Source organism: Hyphomonas sp. (genome assembly GCF_022844445.1).
GTDB lineage: Bacteria > Pseudomonadota > Alphaproteobacteria > Caulobacterales > Hyphomonadaceae > Hyphomonas.
Genome location: NZ_JALHLS010000004.1, coordinates 25903 through 42012, shown reverse-complemented (window position 1 = coordinate 42012; position 16110 = coordinate 25903). Strand labels below are relative to the sequence as shown.

The following is a 16110-nucleotide window of genomic DNA, read 5'->3' as shown; positions in this document are numbered from 1 at the left end:
GGCGAACTCATCAAGACCAGCGGCGCACCCAGCCGCCGTTGAACGCATCGAAAACCAGTCCCGAAGGGGGATCAACCATGTCTGTCAAATCGTCCGCATTCAGCTTGAACGGTTGCCGTTTCGAGAATCGTCCGTCGGCCGCGCCGACCCTTTCGACGCCGACTATCCGCCTGCCGGACCGGGTTGACCTGCGGGTGCATTGTTCGCCGGTAGAGAACCAGCTGCGTACGAACTCCTGCGTGGCAAACGCGGTTGTCGGCGCTCTCGAGTTCCATCACCTGAGAGCGGGCCGTCCGCTCACGGACTTTTCCCGGCTCTTCGTCTACTACAACGCGCGTATCCTCTCGAACTCGACGCAGAAGGATGAAGGCAGCTTCATTCATCATGGTATGGCCTCGATCCTCGCCTATGGGGCCTGCGAATCCAGCCTCTGGCCCTTTGTGGAGGCGATGGTCCTCGCGACACCGCCTGAAAACTGCTACCAGAACGGCGCACTGTACGAAGCGGTCCAGTATGCGCGCGCGCCGCGCGGTGTGCCGGCTATGACTGCGCTGGCGCAAGGACTTCCGATCGTGTTCGGCATCTTCGTTCCCGGCGAGTATTACGACGTCGCCGCGCAGACCGGCCGCATGCCGAAACCCGACCAGGTTGTGCCTCAGCGCCCGCCGTCCGGTCACGCTATGCTCATCGTCGGCTACGACATGACACAGCGCGCTTATCTCGTCCGCAACAGCTGGGGCGCTGGCTGGGCCGAGCAGGGCTATTGCTGGATTCCGTTCGAAACCATGGATGCCTGGTCGCGCGACGAGGATTTCTGGACCGTTGGCGCCATCGAAGACGCTGCCGGCTTCGCCCTGAAGGGGCCGAGCCTCGGAGATTCTATGAAGGCCATCGGGGTATCGAGCGACCTTCTGGAAGCTCGCGCCGCGCGGCTTGATTCTCTCCGCTCCGGCCTGCGCAGCAAGCTCTCCAGCGACCTTGAAAGCGCCAAGCGGGACTTCCGCAGCCGCCTGCGCGACAAATCCTGAAGCGCGTCGCCAGGCGGCAACTGCGACCCCTTGGCCCCGCAACCTCGCAATTGCCCCCTGTTCGCGCTAGATCGGGCTTCTGGATGCCGATTGCCGATTTCCCTTGAAGCTGGGGAGGCGGCATAGTCGGCGAATCAGGGAGCGCGCATGCCAAGATCGCAGTTCAAAGGGTTCGCCGGAGTCGCCATCCGGGGCGACATGCGCGGCGATCCTGATGATCCGCTGGTGCTTCTGGTGCACGGCGGCGGGCAAACGCGCGATATCTGGAACGAAGCCGGCTCCGCACTTGTGAAGGCCGGCCGCCAGGTCATTGCCATCGACCTTCGCGGGCACGGCGAAAGCGAATGGCCCGCCGACGGGCGCTATGAATTCGGCGCCTATGTCGAAGACCTTCGCGCCATCCTTGCGCAATTGCCCTCCCGCCCGGTCATCGTGGGTGCCTCGCTCGGCGGCTGGGTCGCGGCCGTGGCGGTTGGGGAGGAGGGCGGCCACCTTGCCTCCGGCCTCATCCTCGTGGATGCCCCGCCTGATCTGGACCTCACGAACATCCGGCAGGCAGCAGACGCGTTGCGCGCCGCCTCTGAAACCGCCAAGGGCGGTTGGGACCCGCGCGTGATCGAGCGCTTCCAACTCGAGGACGCCCTGACGCGCTTCAAGGCTGCCGCACCGAATATCCGCGTGCCCGCCCTCTTCGTGCGCGGCGCTCTCAGCGACATCACCGACGCGGCCGCCGCCAGCCGCATCGTCGGGCAGATTCCCGCCGCCGAGTATGTCGAGATCGGGGATGCCGGCCATGTCGTGGCGGCCGACCGCGCGGACCTCTTCAGCGCCACCCTGCTCGACTTCCTCGAGCGCCGTATCCCTCGTTTTGTTCCTGAATACCGCTCCGGTTCCGACGCCCGCACGCTGCGGGACGCGCTCGGCTGCTTCGCCACAGGTGTGACCGTCATCACCACCTTTGAGGAAAACGGTGATCCCGTTGGCCTCACGGCCAATTCCTTCACGTCGGTCTCTCTGGATCCGCCCTTGTTGCTGGTCTGCATCGCGAAGACGTCGAGCAGCCTCAAGGCGTTGGAACAATCGCCGCATTTCGCGGTCAACGTGCTGCACATTGGCCAGCAGCCGGCGTCCAACATCTTCGCCAAGCAGGGGGAAGATCGTTTCAGGCAGACGCCCTGGAAGCGCGGCCGCCATGATGCCCCGCTTCTGGCGAACGCGCTGGCCAACTTTGAATGCCGCCGCCATGCCATGTACGACGCGGGCGACCACGTCATCCTCGTCGGCGAAGTGCTGCGGGCCGCTTTCGATCCACGCCGGGATCCGCTGCTCTATTTCCGCGGCAAATACCGCCGCCTGCACTTCACCTGATCGTGCGCGGCGTCAGAGGAAGGCTTTCAGCTCGCCCATGAACCGGTCGAACTGGTCATGGTGCAGCCAGTGGCCGGCATTCTCGTAGACCTTCACCTGGGCATTCCGGAAGTTCGCGATCCGTCCATCCTTTTCCGGGTTCGAGGCCCAGCTGTTCTGGCCGTAGAGCAGCAGCGTCGGGCAGGTGATCTCGCGCCACAGCGCGTCCACGTCTTCCTGCGGCATGTCGTAGGGCACCATCACGCGGAAGTGGTTGTCAAATTTCCAGGAATAGGTGCTGTCCTCGTTCTGGCTAATGCCGTGGATGGTCAGGTGGCGCGCCTGTGCGTCGGAGAGATAGCCGTTCTCTTGCTTCATTCGCTGGTAGGCTTCTTCCAGTGTCGCATACTTCTTCGGGCTGCGCCCTGCGGCGGCGCGTTTTGCATCGATCCAGCCGCGCATGCGTTTGGCAATCGGTTCTGCCAGGCGCTCTTTCAACATCTTCGGCGACGGCCCCAGCCCTTCGATCGCCACCACCTTGCGCACGTTCTCCGGATAGATACCGGCGTAGCGTAGCGAAATATTGCCGCCATAAGAGTGCGCGACGATGGTCAGCGGCGCGAGCTTCTTCTGGTGGATTAGCTGCGCCAGATCATACACGCAGGAGCGCACCGAATAGTCGCCGTCCGAGGACCAGCCGCTGTCGCCATGACCGCGAAGGTCCGGCGCAATAACGTGCCAATCCTTGCGCAACTCCTCGGCCACCCAGTCCCAGCTGCGGCAATGGTCCCGTCCGCCATGCAGAAGGATGAGGGGAGGCGCGTCCGGGTTTCCCCAATCGACATAATGCAGGCGAAGGCGCTGCGAAATGTAGCTGTGTGATGTCGGTCCGGTGATCATGCCCCTGAAATAGACCGCGCCGCGCCCCAGCGTCCAGCCCAACCCCGGCCATCTGCCGCAGGGAAACCTCCTGCGAACCCGTTGCGTCCACCGGGAAGCGAGGTAGGTTCAGTCAACACGCCGCCCGGTGACGCGCCGGAAGCGGCATTTCCTGGGGAGGAAATCATGGACCGGACTTTCCTAATCGCGCTCGCTGCAGCTGTCTGTGCGTCGTGCACCAACACGGCCGAGCCCGTGAAGCGATCGACCGGTGAAGCGACGCCCACCACGCTGGCGGCCAACGAAGCCTTCTCCGCCGGCCTTCCCTGGACCGATACCAGCGAAAATGCCCTCGCCAGCCGAGGCTTCATCGCCACGCTCGCCGACTCCAAGATAAAGGCCGCCGATGGCCGGGTCGTGTTTGATGCCAGCGCGTATGACTTTGCGGAAGGTGAAGCCCCCGACACAATGAATGCCAGTCTCTGGCGGCATCTCGGCCTTCTCAACAATCATGGCCTGTTTGAAGTCACTCCTGGACTCTGGCAGGTGCGCGGTCTGGATATTTCGGTGATGAGCGTCATCGCATCCGAGACCGGCTATATCATCGTCGACCCGCTTACTGCTACCGAAACGGCCGCCGCCGCCATGTCGCTCGTGCGCGAGCATATCGGTGACAAACCGATTGTCGCCGTCATCTACACGCACAGCCACGGCGACCATTTTGGCGGTGTCAAAGGCATTGTCAGCGACGCGGACGTGGCCGCCGGCAAGGTCCAGATCATTGCGCCAGACGGTTTCATGGAACACGCCGTCAGCGAAAACCTTATCGCCGGCCCCGCCATGAGCCGCCGCGCCAACTATCAGTTTGGTACCCGCCTCACCCCTGGCCCCGCCGGGCAGGGTGGCGCCGGCATCGGAACGGGCGTTCCGAGCGGTTCGTTCAGCCTGATCGCGCCGACTATCACGATCACCGAAACCGGCCAGAAACTCACCGTCGACGGCATCGAGATTGAGTTCCAGATTACGCCTGGCACCGAAGCCCCTGCCGAGATGAACTTCTACCTGCCGCACCTGAGGGCGCTCTGCCTCGCCGAGAATGCCAACCCGACCATGCACAATGTGCTGCCCCCGCGCGGCGCGCTCGTGCGGGACTCAAAGGCCTGGGCGGATTATCTCACCGAGTCGATCCATCTCTATGGCGAGCGCACTGACGTGATGTTCGTCTCCCACGGCTGGCCGCGCTGGGGCACTGATGAGGTCGCAGCCTTCATGGCCAACCACCGCGACGCCTATAAGTACCTGCACGACCAGTCCGTCCGCCTGATGAACAAGGGCTACACCGCTGAGGAGATCGCGGAAGTCATCGCGCTGCCCGACAGCCTCGCCTCCAAATGGTACAATCGCGGCTATTACGGGACGATGGCCCACAATTCGAAGGCCGTGTATCAGCGATACCTCGGTTGGTACGACGCCAATCCCGCCAACCTGAACCCCTGGCCCCCGGAAGAGGCCGCAAAGCGCTACGTCGCGGCGATGGGCGGACCAGAGAAGGCGCTGAAGGTCGCGCAGACGGCCTATGCCGAAGGCGATTTCCGCTGGGCCGCCGAAGTGGCGAGCCATGTCGTGTTCTCGGACGGCGCAAACGCCAGCGCCCGCGAAGTCCTCGCGCAGGCTTTCGAGCAGATGGGCTACCAGGCCGAGAGCTCGCTCTGGCGCAACATGTACCTCACTGGTGCAGCCGAAGCGCGCGAAGCACCTGGTGCTGCATCTCTGACCACACTCTCGCCTGATGTCGTCTCTGCCATCTCGGTCGAGCAGGTGTTCGACATGCTGGCCATTCGAGTCGATCCTCAGCTGGCGGAAGGAAAATCTGCCTCGCTCGCCTTCGACTTCCCGGATCTTGGCGAAACCCGCCTTGTCAGCCTCCGAAACTCGGTCCTCATCCATGAAGATGGGGCTGGCAGAACTGCCGCCGCCACACTTCGGATGTCCAAGCCGGCTTTCCTCGGCATGATCTTCGGCGGCCAGAAGCCGGCTGACCTGGTGATGAAGGGCGCCCTCACCATCGAAGGCGATCCGACGGCCGCCGCGACTTTGCTCGGTGTGCTTGACCCACCGGGCGCACCGGAACCGTTCCCGATCGTGACACCCTGAAGGTTTACTTCTGCGACACGCAGCGGGCGTTGAAGATCGAAACGTCAGTGTTGAACTGCTTCACGGCGCTTTGCAGCGCGAACTCGTCGCGGGCGAACTGCTTCTTGGCGGTTTCGTAGGCGGCCCGTTCACGGTCAGCCGCTGCCGCATGTGCAGCCGACACGAGGCGGTGGATCTCCGCGTCTTCCCAGCGTACGCCCACCTCTTCCGCCAGCAGCGCCGAGGCATCCCGCTTGCCGGTCAGCGCCGCAATTTCCGCCTCGCGCGGCGCAAGGGTCGCCTGCATGGCCTTGCAGGCCTTCAGATCAGGCTTGCCATTTGCCAGCGCAGGGCTTGTGACCGACAGAGTGAGCAGGGCAGCAATGAAGGCGTGACGCAGCATAACCAGTGTTTCTCCGAACACTGAGGCAAATATTCGGCGGCGCCTGAAGATTGGCTGAACAGCTTAGCTTTGCGGCCCGGTCGGCGGCGGCATCCGGCTGCGTCCGGCGGTCACCGCATCGATGATTCCGAACACGGCGGCAAAGTCCCTCAGCAACTCCTGCACACGGTCGGCGCTGTCGAGCGGCCTGAACATCGATCCCGGCTCGAACAGGTTCCCGCCCTGCACGGTGATGAGCATTTCGCCGCCGTCGAACGCCGCCTTCAGCTTGCCGCCCCGGAATACGTCTTCGAGGTCCACCAGTTTCTGCATCAGGTCCGGCGTCAACAAGTAGCGGCTTTCCACCTGATCGGTCGTGTAAACTTCGAAAATCTTCTCGAAACGGGGATCTTCAAGCCCCGCGCGTTGCATGCCCTTGCCGCCGCCGAAGCGGTTGAAGAAGCCCGCATCGCGCGTCACCAGTGTGCGGCCATAGAATGTCTTGTGAAAGTCCAGCCGCAGGCATTGGCCCCGGAACACTGTCACCCAGGTCGTCTGTGTACGGCCTTTCGAATCGGTCGTCGTCCGCTTCTCCTCAAGATGCGCTTCGAATAGCTCGAAATCCACGACGCCGCGTTTGCCGGCGACGAGGTCTTCGAACTTTGACCGGTCCCATCCTGGCACGACGCCCACTTCCTTGTGCCGGTAGATCGACTCGCAGGTCCCCGGCGCCGGCACGAAGTCGAGGCTCAGCTGCCTTGCAATCGGCTCGACGATCAACGCCTTGGCCTCACCCGCCAGTTTCATGATCGCCATGTTGCCCCAGCCGATGACGCCGAAGCCGATGATGGCAATGATGATCGCCACGAACGGCATCTTCAGCACAGCCAATCCCAGAAGTGCGCCGCCCACGATCACGGCGCCGCCGATCCACCTTGTCTGGATGGCCTTCTTTGCCGCTGCCACACGTTCAGTTTCCCGAGCGAGCAGTGCAGGGCGGATTTCCTGTTCGTAGATACGGTCAAAGCCCTTGAACTCGTCCGGCAAGTTGCCAAGCGATAGGGGCGCCCCCGGCAAAGATCCTTGATCGCGTTCGCTCATCCCCGAAGTCCCCCGTTCCTAGGTACGACCCGTCATAAGCTGCGCCTCGGCAGACCGGAAGGCAAAAGCCGAAGCACCTTTTCAGATATCCGCGTAGACGTGGCGTTCGCCCGCAAAGCCCGGATGCGTCACCGCGCCCTCATGGGCCGGGCCGACCAGCTTGGCGAACTTCTGAAGTGCGCCAGAGCCGTACATCGTCTTGCGCGGCTTCCAGCTGCGCCTGCGATCTTCGATCTCGGCTGGCGTCAGGCGCACATCGATGGTGCCTTTTTCGGCGTCGATCGTGATGATGTCACCGTCGCGCACAAGGCCGATCATCCCGCCTTCCTGCGCCTCCGGGCCGACATGGCCGATGCAGAAGCCGCGCGTCGCGCCGGAGAACCGGCCATCGGTGATCAGCGCCACTTTGTCGCCCATGCCCTGTCCGTAGATCGCCGCTGTCGTCGACAGCATCTCGCGCATGCCGGGCCCCCCCTTCGGGCCTTCATACCGGATGACCAGCACGTCGCCTTCCTTGTACTGCCGGTCGCGCACAGCCGCGAAGCAGGCTTCCTCGCCATCGAACACGCGTGCCGGGCCAGCGAACTTGAGGCTCTTGAGGCCTGCCACCTTGACGATCGCGCCATCCGGCGCCAGCGAGCCCCAGAGGCCCACAACGCCGCCCGTCGCGGTGATCGGATCGGTGGCCGGGCGGATCACTTTCTGGTCCGGGTTCCACACCACGTCTTTCAGGTTCTCGGCCACTGTCTTGCCGGTCACCGTCATGCAATCACCGTGGATGAAGCCCGCGTCATACAGTGTCTTCATCAGCATCGGCACGCCGCCGGCCTCGCCGAAATCCTTGGCCACATAATCGCCGCCCGGCTTCAGGCTCGCGATGTAGGGCGTCTTCGCGAAAATCTCGGCCACGTCCTTGAGCGAGAACTGCACGCCGCACTCGTGCGCCATCGCCGGCAGGTGCAACGCTGCATTGGTCGAACCGCCCGAAGCCGCCACGACCACTGCGGCGTTCTCGAACGCCTTGCGTGTACAGATATCCCGGGGACGGATGTTCTTCTCGATCAGGTTCATCACGGCCTTGCCGCTCTCGACGCAGTATTCGTCGCGCTGGAGATAGGGCGCGGGCAGCGCCGAGGAGAGCGGCAGGGCAAGTCCGATCGCTTCGGAAACGCACGCCATGGTGTTGGCTGTAAACTGGCCGCCGCAGGCCCCGTCACCCGGGCAGGCGAGCTTTTCCAGCGCTTCGAGTTTCGCACTCGTCATATCGGCTGATCCGGCTGCGTGCGCGCCGACCGCCTCGAAAACGTCGAGCACGGTTACATCCTTGCCCTCGAACCGGCCCGGCATGATCGAGCCGCCGTATATGAACACGCTCGGCACGTTCAGGCGCAGCATGGCCATCATCATTCCGGGGAGCGACTTGTCGCAGCCTGCAACGCCAACCAGCGCGTCATAGGAATGACCGCGGATCGTCAGCTCCACAGAGTCCGCAATGGCGTCACGGCTCGCCAGCGACGAGCGCATGCCTTCGTGGCCCATCGCGATGCCATCGGTCACGGTAATCGTGCAGAACTCGCGCGGTGTGCCATCGGCGGCCTTCACGCCTTCGCTGGCAGCGTGCGCCTGACGCATGAGCGCCGTGTTGCAGGGCGCCGCCTCGTTCCAGCACGACGCCACGCCTACGAAGGGCTTCTTGATGTCCTTCGTGGAGAGGCCCATCGCGTAGTAATAGCTGCGGTGCGGCGCCCGTTCGGGGCCTTCCGTCACGTGGCGGGAGGGCAGGCGGGATTTGTCCCAGGTCTTGGTCATGCGGCTTACTCACTTCTGCGTCGTCGGACGGTTAGCGCGCCGCTCGCCCCCTGTCATCCCTTATGGAAGGTCACATTTGGTTCAATGAACCGAACGGGCCTGCGTCTCGGACTTGGTCGCTAGGGAAAACAGCGCTTCCGGCGCCGCCGACGGGCTTTCCAGCAGCCGCGCGGCCGCCTTGCCGACGCCTGGCCCGTGCTTGAAGCCATGACCTGACCCCATTCCCACCAGCACGGTATTGGCCCATTGCGGGTGCCGATCGATCAGCAGGTCGCCATTGGAGCTGTTCTCGTACTGGCAGACCCGCGTCTCCGACAGCGGCGCATCCTTCAGCCCCGGAAATCGCCGGCCGACATAGTTGCGCACCTGCGCCAGAGAGGCAGGCTCCACGAGCCGGTCATTGGTGTCCGGATCGACGATGTCCCCGTGATTGTCGTTGGCGACCTTGAAGCCCCGGTTCTCAAGGTCGGGGAAGCCGTACATTACGTTGTCGCCGAAGAAATCGATCCAGCCCGGCATCGCCGGCATGCCGAAGCGAGCATCGCCTGCGGGCGGCCGAAAGAAGAAGATCTCCTGCTTCGTCACGAACAGCCGTGCGCCGATCACTTCCGGGAACAGCTTCGACAGCCACGGCCCGCAGGCGAACACGAACTCCCCGGCCTGCAGCGTCTCGCCGTCCTCCGTCTGCAGCGCCTCCAGCCGGTCACCGCCCTTCGGCGGCAGGATCGCGGCCTTGCGATAGGTGCCGCCATTGCGAACAAACTGCTCCACCAGTGTGCTCACGGAGCGCCGCGCCATCAACGCGCCGAAATCCGGCTCCAGCAGCCCGAACTTCACGCCCGTCCAATCGATCTGCGGCCACCGCGTACGCAGTTGCTCCACCTCGTAGCGCTCCGAGCGCAGATTCAGCGCCAGCATCGTCTCGTGGCTGCCGGCCGCGTACTCGTTTTCCTGGTCATAGAAGGCCAGCACCCCGACGTTGTGGAACAGCGGCAGGTCCTGGTCGCGCGACAGCCGCTTCCAGTCCTCCAGTGACCCAGCCGCCATCTCGGAATACCGCCGGCTCGTGCCATATCCGGCCCGCGTCAGCCGCGACTCGCCGCCGGAGGACGCACGCGCATGCGCCGGCCCCCACGCATCCACAAGCTCCACCTTGCGCCCTGTCCGCCGCAGCATTTCCGCCGTCCACGCCCCGAACACACCCGCGCCGACGACCACTGTATCCGCCGTCCGCGGCGTTGCCGTCGTGGCGCAGGACGCTGCCACCGGCAGCGCCGCCATGCCGCCCAGCACGAACCTCTTTGTGACTTTCATCGCACGTCCCTCCCGTGCAGGCAGCCTGACTCAAAAGGCCGGGGCAGGGAAGGGCCAGCGGCCCCGCAAACGGGTCAATTGCTCTCGTCGCCGTAGATCGCGACCATCGATCCCTTCGCGTCGATCACGCCGCGATACATGCCCGCCGAGTTGAAGGAGAAGCCCGGATTGCCTTCGCCGTCGATCAGGATCACGCCGCCATCGCCGCCAAGTTCAGCCACTTCCGCCAGCGCCGCATCTCCCGCCGTCACGATGGGCTCGCCCAGTAGCTTCACCCGGTCGCAGATTGTCTTGGCAACGCCTACGCGGATGAAGAACTCGCCATGGCCGGTCGCTGACACGGCGCATACGCCGTTCTCCGCATACGTCGCCGCGCCGATCAGCGGCGTGTCGCCGACGCGGCCAGCGGCCTTCGCTGTCATGCCGCCGGTCGTCGTCGCTGCCGCAAGGTTGCCGTTCATGTCTATGGCAACTGCGCCGACCGTACCATGCTTGTCGGCCGCCGTGCGGGCGCGCTCCTGCAGCACGCGCTCCAGCGCCTCGCGCCGCCAGTCGGTGTCGAAATAGGAGTTATCCACCATGTCGAGGCCCTGCGCCTCGGCGAACGCATCAGCGCCTTCAGCGGCAAACATGACATGCTCGGATTTGTCCATTACCGCCCGCGCGGCAAGGATTGGATTCTTCACCCGCTTAACCCCGGCGACGGCGCCCGCATTGCGCTCGCGGCCATCCATAATCGCGGCGTCCAGTTCATGCCCGCCATCTGCCGTGAACACGGCGCCATAGCCCGCATTGAACAGAGGGTCATCTTCCATCACCAGTACGGCTGCCTGAACCGCATCAATCGCTTCGCCGCCATCGCGCAGCACCGCCGCGCCGGCTTCCATAGACCGTTTCAGCGCCGCCTCGAATGCTGCTTCGCGCTCCGGCGTCATGTTCTCACGCAGGATCACGCCCGCGCCGCCATGGATCACGAGGCGCCACTCCACCGGGTCAGTCATTGTTGTCTCCGGCACCGAGGTACATCCCGTCAGCACGAGGCCCGCAATCGCTGCGAGGAAAGCCGGCGCGCGCCGCATCAGGCTATCCCCGCCAGCGACGCGCGTGCCGCTTTCAGCTTGTCGCGCCGCACAGTCCAGTCCTTCACGCGCTCGCGGTTCTCCTCGACGATCTCTTCTGGCGCGCGCGCAACAAAGTCCGCATTCGCCAGCTTCTTTTCGGTCGAGAGTATGTCCTTCTCGAGGGTCGCGATTTCCTTGTCGAGTCGCTTCTGCGCCTCGGCCCTGTCGATCAGGTTGCCGATCTTCAAGGCCGCCACCGTCGTCCCGACAACCGTCGACACCGATCCCGCCGGCATCGTGTCGCCCGTGCCCGTATCGTCCAGCCGCGCCATGCGGCGCAGCACTTCGTCATGGCGCAGCAGGCGCTGCGCATCCACCGTGGACGGATTGACCAGCGTCAGCGGCACTTTCGCGCCTGCCGGTACGCCGAGGTCATTCCGCAGTGAACGGATTTCCGAGATCATCTCGACAAGCCATTCGATTTCCGCGGTCGCCTCGGCATGTCCGAACTCGGTCAGCTGTGGCCACTGCTGCAGCATCAGGAAGCCGGTTTCGTGCGCCCGACCGGGTGCCCGTCGCTCCCAAAGCTCCTCCGTGATGAATGGCATAAATGGATGAAGCAGCTTCAGCGACTCGTCGAGAACATAGCCGCACACGGTCCGCGTTTCGGCCTTCGCAGCGTCATCCATGCCCATCAGCAGCGGCTTGATCAATTCAAGGTACCAGTCGCACAATGTGTTCCAGATGAACTTGTAGACCGCGCCGGCCGCCTCGTTGAACCGGTACTCCTCGATGCCCCTGGTCACCTCGGCCACGCAGCCGGCCAGCTCGCTCAGGATCCACTGGTTCACCGGCAATTCGGCTGAACACGGATCAAGCTCCCCTGGCGCGCCGCACTCGTTCATCTCTGCAAACCGCGCCGCATTCCACAGCTTGGTCGCGAAATTTCGGTTGCTTTCCACGGCCTGTTTCGACAGGCGGATGTTGCGACCCTGACCGGCCATCCGGCCGAGCGTGAAGCGCAGCGCATCTGCGCCGAATTCGTCAACGATTTCGAGCGGGTCCATGGCATTGCCCTTGGACTTGGACATTTTCTGTCCCTTCTCGTCGAGGACGAGGGCGTGAATGTAAACGTCCTTGAACGGAGCTTCCTTTGTGAACTCCAGCCCCATCATCATCATCCTGGCCACCCAGAAAAAGATAATGTCGAATGCCGTCACCAGCGTCGCGGTCGGATAGAATGTCTTCAGCGCTTCGGTGTTTTCCGGCCAACCCTGTGTCGAGAAAGGCCACAGCGCGGAAGAGAACCAGGTGTCGAGTACGTCTTCGTCCTGATAGAGGTAGATTGCCGTATCATGATCGCCTGCAAGCATGGCAGCGCGCGCCGCATCGCGGTCCGCCGCTATCTTCACCGGGCGCCGGTAGAAGGTTTCGGCCTGCGCCAGCGCCTCGGCCTCGCTGGCAGCGACGAAGAACCTGGTCGGCGCATTTCCTGAATGGTCGACAGCCACATGGTGCCCGCCATTGCCATCAGGTTCAGTCGTCATCGCCGGTCCATACCAGGCCGGGATCCGGTGTCCCCACCAAAGCTGCCGGCTCACGCACCAGGGCTGGATGTTGTCCATCCAGTTGTAATATGTCTTCGTCCAGTTCTCCGGAACAAAGCGCGTGCTCCCGTCCTCGACTGCCGCGCGCGCCGGCTTGGCTAGGGTCGCCGCATCCACATACCACTGGTCCGTCATCCATGGCTCGATCACGACGCCCGAACGGTCGCCAAACGGCTGCTCGATCTTCAGATCCTCGATCCGCTCCAGCAGTCCCGCCGCCTCGAACGCCTCTACGACCTTCTTGCGCGCTTCGAACCGGTCCAATCCGCGGTAAGCCGCCGGAATGCCCGCCGCTTTGGCTTCCGGGCCTTCCACGATTTGTGCCACCGCGTTGAGAATGTTCAGCGGTGTATGCCCGGCCCGCTTGCCCACTTCAAAGTCGTTGAAGTCATGCGCCGGCGTGATCTTCACCGCGCCCGAGCCCTTCTCGGGATTGGCATACTCGTCCGCCACGATCGGCACGCGCCGGTCAACGATCGGCAACAGCACGTACGTGCCGACCAGCGCCGTATAGCGCGTGTCCTCGGGATGCACGGCCACGCCGGTATCGCCCAGCATCGTTTCCGGCCGCGAGGTTGCCACGACGATATAGTCGCGCGTCTCGGTGCCGGTGACGTTGCCCTCATCATCCTTGAGCGGATGATCATAAGTCACTCCGTCCGCGAGCGGATAACGCAGGTGCCAGTAATGGCCCGCCACTTCCTTGGTCTCAACCTCAAGGTCCGAGATCGCCGTCTGGAAATGCGGGTCCCAGTTTACCAGCCGCTTGTCGCGGTAGATCAGGTTCTTGCCGTAGAGATCGACGAACACTTTCGTCACGGCCTTCGACAGGCCCTCGTCCATCGTGAAGCGCTCGACCGACCAGTCGCACGAGGCGCCGAGCCGCTTCAGCTGCCCCTTGATCGAGCCGCCCGATTCTTCTTTCCACGCCCAGACGCGTTTCAGGAACGCCTCGCGCCCCATCGCGCGGCGATCTTGGTTGCCTTCCTTCGCCAGCTGGCGCTCGACCACCATCTGCGTTGCAATGCCTGCATGGTCCGTTCCCGGCTGCCACAGCACGTTCTTGCCGCGCATCCGCTCGAACCGGATCAGCACGTCCTGCAGCGTATTGTTCAAAGCATGGCCCATGTGCAGCACGCCGGTTACGTTCGGTGGCGGGATCACGATGGAATACGCCTGTGCGCTGGTGTCGCCGGACGGGCGGAAGCAGCCCGCTTCCTCCCAGGCCTTGTAAAGCCGCGATTCGGCTTCTGCGGGGTCAAATCTCTGGTCAAGCATCGTGGGGGCAGGGTCCGGGGTAAGGGCACAAAAGAAAAGCGCGCCGGTGAAGGCGCGCCGTTCCCTATATCAAGTTTGGGAAATGAGGCTAGCGCGCCATGCGGGCGATCCGCTGGACTTCGGCTTCTACCTTCTCTTCCACGATGGTCGCGAGGTTGGCATCGAGCCATTCCTTGATCATCGGCTTGAGCATCTCCTTGACGAGACCCTCGATCGTGTTGTCGCCGGCAATCTCCATCTTCGAGATCAGCTTGCCGAGGGCGCCGGCAGCGATGTCGGCAGTGTGGTCATCGGTCAGGGCGGTCTGTGCGTAGCGGGCGCTCGTTTGCATGGTGGTCTCCGAGGCGGGGAAGGTGGGGCGGGCAGGCGGAGTGCGGGGCACGGCGGCCACCGGTGGCGGGGCGGGTTGTCCGGCGGCCTGGCGGGCAGAGCCCAGCATTTCCTCGAACGAGAATTCCGGCCCGGTCAGTTTCATCGATACCGGCGCAGGCGCGGGCGCCTCCTCGGCCTCGAACATAGAGTCGGTCTCATCGAGCATGTCGCCGGCAACAGCGTCCTCGATGTCTTCATAGTCGTTGACCGGTTCGGGCGCGACCTCCCGCAACGCAGCGCTAGGCGCGCGTGCCGGAACAGGTTCATCATCCGAGATGATCTTGCGGATCGACGCGAGGATTTCCTCCATCGTCGGTTCTTTGTGCGCTTCGTTGGCCATCTTAGCCCCTCGTTACTGGAATCGTTTCCCAGACCTGACCTCAGGCGTAGGCCGAATCCGGTTAACAACCCTTTGACAAAGTTAACGCGTAAAGGCCCCGAAGGCCAGCGCCTCAGCCGATGGTGTCCAAACCGCCGGTTGCCCGCAACAGCTGGTGGGCCGCAACATAGGCGTCCCGCTCGGCGCCGACGAGCGCAAGGCGCGCCTCGAACAGCTGCTGTTCCTGGTCCAGCACGTCCAGCGTGGTGCGTACGCCGACGGCCAGTTCTTCCTTGGCGCCTTCATAGGCAATTTCGGCCGCCTCGACCTGGCGACGGGAGGCCTCGATGGCCCGGTTTGCCGCGCTGTAGCTGTACCAGGCCTGCGCCACCTGCGCTCGCACCTGCGTCTCGAATGCGTCCACCCGGCGGCGAGCCTGTTCGCGCTGCAGTTTGGCGGAATTGACCTGCGCCTTCACGGCGCCGCCTGTGAATAGTGGGATCCGGCCTTGGGCCACGGCAGATACGTTGGTGTCCCGGCGGCTGGCATCGCCCCAGGTTTCCTGCAGGCCGGCCGTGCCGACCACGCTGATCTGCGGGCGCCCGTCCGCACGGGCGACGTCGACGCCGGCTCCGGCCGCTTTCAGGTCTTCGCGGGCCGCGAGGATCGAGGGATTGTTCGCTTCAGCGTCGGCAAAGGCCGTCTCCACATCCACCGGGAGGGGCGGGAAGGGCGGCGGCGCCGGAAGGTCCCCCGGCTTCTGCCCCGTCAGAAACTCGTAAAGGGCTTCGCTGCCCTGAAGAGCTGCTTCTGCCCCGGCCAGTGCCGCACGGGCGCCTTCAAGGCGCGCCTGCGCCTGCGCAACGTCGGTGCGCGTCACCACGCCCACCTCGAACCGGTCTTCGGCCGCGCGGACCTGTTCGCCCGTCACTTCCACATTGTTCTTGCGGATCGCCACCGTCTCACGGTCCCGGCGCACGTCCACATAGGCCGTCACCACGTCGAGGATCAGGTCCTGCCGGGCCGCATCAAAGGTCTGGTCCGCCGAGCTGATCCCCGCCTTCGCCTGCCGGATTCCGGCGCCGATCCGGCCACCGGAATAGATCGGCTGGATCGCCTGCAGCTGCGCGCTGGCAATCGGGCGGTCGCCGGTGCCGAAATTGATCACCGAGTTGGTGTCCACATACTCGTACCCGCCGCTTCCGGAGACGCTGAGCTGCGGCAAGCCGGCCGAACGCGCGAGGTCGAGAGTCTCGCGGGCGATGTCTGTCCGGTAGCGCTCGATCTCCAGCTGCGGGTTGGTCGAGAAGGCCGCCGCCACTGCTTCCTGAAGCGTTTCGCCGTGTGCGGGCGCCCCGAGGACCAGGCTGTAGAGGCTGGCCCCGAGCAGGAGCGTTATTTTATGGGGGCGCATAGCAAATGTTCCTTTGCTGGATACAGAAGATATAGAGGCCCCCCTGCGCGACGTGAACAGGGTTCA

Annotated in this window: 12 protein-coding genes; 3 read left to right on the top strand and 9 right to left on the bottom strand. The window is 64.0% G+C overall.

Annotated features, from left to right (window positions below; genetic code table 11):
• The first annotated feature begins 77 nt into the window (after positions 1-77).
• Together Q0C17_RS06060 and Q0C17_RS06055 are read left to right on the top strand one after the other, a co-directional pair.
• The gene (locus Q0C17_RS06060) at positions 78-1028 is read left to right on the top strand and encodes a C1 family peptidase (RefSeq protein ID WP_291202871.1); all 951 of its coding nucleotides are present in this window, start codon (positions 78-80) and stop codon (positions 1026-1028) included.
• Between the two features lie 147 nt (positions 1029-1175).
• Entirely contained in the window at positions 1176-2396 is a 1221-nt protein-coding gene (locus Q0C17_RS06055; protein ID WP_291202868.1) for an alpha/beta fold hydrolase, read from the top strand.
• A 12-nt stretch (positions 2397-2408) separates the two neighbouring features.
• Here the strand turns inward: Q0C17_RS06055 and Q0C17_RS06050 are convergent, their stop codons facing one another.
• Positions 2409-3275, bottom strand: coding sequence for an alpha/beta hydrolase (locus Q0C17_RS06050; protein WP_366914772.1), 867 nt, complete (start codon positions 3273-3275; stop codon positions 2409-2411).
• Positions 3276-3440: 165 nt separating this feature from the next.
• Between Q0C17_RS06050 and Q0C17_RS06045 the strand changes: the two genes are divergently transcribed.
• Positions 3441-5408, top strand: coding sequence for an alkyl sulfatase dimerization domain-containing protein (locus Q0C17_RS06045; RefSeq protein ID WP_291202862.1), 1968 nt, complete (start codon positions 3441-3443; stop codon positions 5406-5408).
• Positions 5409-5412: 4 nt separating this feature from the next.
• On the opposite strand, the gene Q0C17_RS06040 is transcribed toward Q0C17_RS06045, so the two are convergent.
• The 8 genes from Q0C17_RS06040 to Q0C17_RS06005 all read right to left on the bottom strand — a co-directional run bounded on the left by Q0C17_RS06040 (position 5413) and on the right by Q0C17_RS06005 (position 16044).
• Positions 5413-5790 carry a hypothetical protein gene (locus tag Q0C17_RS06040; RefSeq protein WP_291202859.1) on the bottom strand — a complete coding sequence of 126 codons (378 nt, stop codon included), beginning with the start codon at positions 5788-5790 and terminating at the stop codon, positions 5413-5415.
• 63 nt (positions 5791-5853) lie between these two features.
• Positions 5854-6870, bottom strand: coding sequence for a DUF3137 domain-containing protein (locus Q0C17_RS06035; protein WP_291202856.1), 1017 nt, complete (start codon positions 6868-6870; stop codon positions 5854-5856).
• A gap of 81 nt (positions 6871-6951) precedes the next feature.
• A complete protein-coding gene (gene ilvD, locus Q0C17_RS06030; RefSeq protein ID WP_291202853.1) occupies positions 6952-8679 on the bottom strand; it encodes a dihydroxy-acid dehydratase in 1728 nt (575 codons plus the stop codon).
• Between the two features lie 81 nt (positions 8680-8760).
• Complete coding sequence (locus Q0C17_RS06025; RefSeq protein ID WP_291202850.1) at positions 8761-9993, bottom strand: FAD-dependent oxidoreductase; 1233 nt, start codon at positions 9991-9993, stop codon at positions 8761-8763.
• Between the two features lie 74 nt (positions 9994-10067).
• Entirely contained in the window at positions 10068-11072 is a 1005-nt protein-coding gene (locus Q0C17_RS06020; RefSeq protein ID WP_291202846.1) for an isoaspartyl peptidase/L-asparaginase family protein, read from the bottom strand.
• Positions 11072-13939: a valine--tRNA ligase gene (locus Q0C17_RS06015; protein WP_291202843.1), complete on the bottom strand. Its 2868-nt coding sequence runs from the start codon at positions 13937-13939 to the stop codon at positions 11072-11074. Before Q0C17_RS06015 ends, Q0C17_RS06020 begins: the two co-directional genes overlap by 1 nt.
• Positions 13940-14027: 88 nt before the next feature.
• A complete protein-coding gene (locus tag Q0C17_RS06010; protein WP_291202840.1) occupies positions 14028-14651 on the bottom strand; it encodes a DUF2497 domain-containing protein in 624 nt (207 codons plus the stop codon).
• A 112-nt stretch (positions 14652-14763) separates the two neighbouring features.
• Complete coding sequence (locus Q0C17_RS06005; RefSeq protein ID WP_291202837.1) at positions 14764-16044, bottom strand: TolC family outer membrane protein; 1281 nt, start codon at positions 16042-16044, stop codon at positions 14764-14766.
• Positions 16045-16110 lie beyond the last annotated feature (66 nt).

Excerpts from the sequence above, each read along its gene's own strand:
- Q0C17_RS06015 (WP_291202843.1), bottom strand. The coding sequence starts at position 13,939 with ATGCTTGACCAGAGATTTGACCCCGCAGAAGCCGAATCGCGGCTTTAC.
- Q0C17_RS06060 (WP_291202871.1), top strand. The coding sequence starts at position 78 with ATGTCTGTCAAATCGTCCGCATTCAGCTTGAACGGTTGCCGTTTCGAG.
- Q0C17_RS06010 (WP_291202840.1), bottom strand. The coding sequence starts at position 14,651 with ATGGCCAACGAAGCGCACAAAGAACCGACGATGGAGGAAATCCTCGCG.
- Q0C17_RS06055 (WP_291202868.1), top strand. The coding sequence starts at position 1,176 with ATGCCAAGATCGCAGTTCAAAGGGTTCGCCGGAGTCGCCATCCGGGGC.
- Q0C17_RS06005 (WP_291202837.1), bottom strand. The coding sequence starts at position 16,044 with ATGCGCCCCCATAAAATAACGCTCCTGCTCGGGGCCAGCCTCTACAGC.
- Q0C17_RS06040 (WP_291202859.1), bottom strand. The coding sequence starts at position 5,790 with ATGCTGCGTCACGCCTTCATTGCTGCCCTGCTCACTCTGTCGGTCACA.
- Q0C17_RS06025 (WP_291202850.1), bottom strand. The coding sequence starts at position 9,993 with ATGAAAGTCACAAAGAGGTTCGTGCTGGGCGGCATGGCGGCGCTGCCG.
- Q0C17_RS06045 (WP_291202862.1), top strand. The coding sequence starts at position 3,441 with ATGGACCGGACTTTCCTAATCGCGCTCGCTGCAGCTGTCTGTGCGTCG.
- Q0C17_RS06020 (WP_291202846.1), bottom strand. The coding sequence starts at position 11,072 with ATGCGGCGCGCGCCGGCTTTCCTCGCAGCGATTGCGGGCCTCGTGCTG.
- Q0C17_RS06050 (WP_366914772.1), bottom strand. The coding sequence starts at position 3,275 with ATGATCACCGGACCGACATCACACAGCTACATTTCGCAGCGCCTTCGC.
- ilvD (WP_291202853.1), bottom strand. The coding sequence starts at position 8,679 with ATGACCAAGACCTGGGACAAATCCCGCCTGCCCTCCCGCCACGTGACG.
- Q0C17_RS06035 (WP_291202856.1), bottom strand. The coding sequence starts at position 6,870 with ATGAGCGAACGCGATCAAGGATCTTTGCCGGGGGCGCCCCTATCGCTT.